The 1,505-nt window shown below is 61.4% G+C and carries 2 protein-coding genes; one reads left to right on the top strand and one right to left on the bottom strand.

Features of this window, described 5'->3' with window-relative positions; genetic code table 11:
* Positions 1 to 192: 192 nt before the first annotated feature.
* Positions 193 to 555, top strand: coding sequence for a terminase (locus tag ACE04F_RS23955; RefSeq protein ID WP_486110188.1), 363 nt, complete (start codon positions 193 to 195; stop codon positions 553 to 555).
* 14 nt (positions 556 to 569) lie between these two features.
* Here ACE04F_RS23955 and ACE04F_RS23960 read toward each other — a convergent pair whose 3' ends face one another.
* The gene (locus ACE04F_RS23960; RefSeq protein WP_434629409.1) at positions 570 to 1,367 is read right to left on the bottom strand and encodes an acyl-CoA thioesterase; all 798 of its coding nucleotides are present in this window, start codon (positions 1,365 to 1,367) and stop codon (positions 570 to 572) included.
* Positions 1,368 to 1,505 lie beyond the last annotated feature (138 nt).

Raw genomic sequence — 1,505 nt, forward strand, 5'->3', positions numbered from 1 at the left:
CCCCCCCCCCCCCCCCCCCACGAGAGCGGGTTCTGCTCATGAAGAAAGTCTTCATCATCAGGACAGGGAGACTCACAACAGCCATATGCCTATCGTGCCTATCGTTGCGATAGCCAACCGTGATTCGCCGCCCTGCCCGGCCCGGCCTATTCTTGGGTTATTCGGATTTCACGGACTCAAGGACCAAGCATCATGGGCAAACGTCACCCCAACCTTCCGGCCTGGCAATGGCGCGCCTATCCCGATAACCACCGCCACCCGACCAACCTGGTGTTGCATCTGATCGCGGTGCCGCTGTTCATTGTCGCGTTTCTGTTGATCGTGTCGGGCGTCTTCAGCCTGAGCCTGGGCGATGTCGCCATCGGCGTGATTGGTGTAATCGCCGCACTCGGATTGCAGCGCCATGGCCATGGTCTAGAGGCGCAGGCCTCGGAGCCTTTCAGCGATCGCAAGGACGCCATGTCGCGCCTGCTGGTGGAGCAATTCCTGACCTTTCCACGGTTCTTCCTCAGCGGCGGATGGTGGCGCGCCTGGCGGGATCGCCACCGTCACTGAATCGCCGCAGGGCCTCAGCCGAAAATCGTCACCGTCTGCCGGCTCATGGCGATCAAGCGGCCATCGGCGCTCCAGAATTTCGCCGCGACATGGCCATACCCATCCTGGGCATGCTCGATCTCGGCCAGGTACTGACACCAATCCAATGTCGTCAACTCAAGCAATGGCTGGACGAACTCGATGGTCCAGGTCAACGTGCTGCCCGGCGCCATTTGCGTCAGGTGCGGCAACAACGCTGGCGGCCAGGCGTCCACCAAAGCCAGGATATGGCCCTCGTCCAGCGCCTCCTCTTTCACATCACCACGCAAGCGCACCCAGCCGCCCATGCTGCGGGATTTGTTACCGGAAAACGGCAGGCCGCCGACGCTCCAGCGCATCGCCAGGTGCCGCATGAATTCCGGTGTGCCACCTTTGATATAGGGCAGTTCCTGGCATTGCTCGACGTCCTTGAATGGCGGCGCGGGATCAGCCTGTACCGCCACCACCGAGGTTCGCGATGCGCCAAAGCTGCCTTGTACCACGGTCACCACCTGACCTTTCTGCACAGCGCGCCCCAGTACCTGGCTGACGGCCTTGCCCTCACGCAATATATCGACCTCGAAACTGACCGGGACATCCGGTTCGACCGGGCCGACAAAGGTGATCGCCAGCGAGCGCACCGGGCGATCGGCCGGAACCCGGGCACGCATCGCCTCGTATTGCAGCGCCGCTACCAAGCCACCAAAACTGGCCCGGCCCTGACCCCATTCAGGTGGAATGGTGACGGCGCCTGGCTGATGACGCACGGCATCGATCAAATCGGAAAAGCGCATGGCAACCTCGAAGAGATGGGAAAACGATGATGGATATTATCTATCCCGAGCGGGCAGTACAGCGCTCATTCCGGCCAAAGAGGCTGACAGAAAAGCCGTGGGTTCTGAATACTCCTTAAATCCCTGTGGGAGCGGGGG

This window comes from Pseudomonas sp. AGC41, from assembly GCF_057334555.1.

What these genes read in the sequence shown, in the direction of transcription:
- ACE04F_RS23955 (WP_486110188.1), top strand. Translation starts at nt 193, where the DNA reads ATGGGCAAACGTCACCCCAACCTTCCGGCCTGGCAATGGCGCGCCTAT.
- ACE04F_RS23960 (WP_434629409.1), bottom strand. Translation starts at nt 1,367, where the DNA reads ATGCGCTTTTCCGATTTGATCGATGCCGTGCGTCATCAGCCAGGCGCC.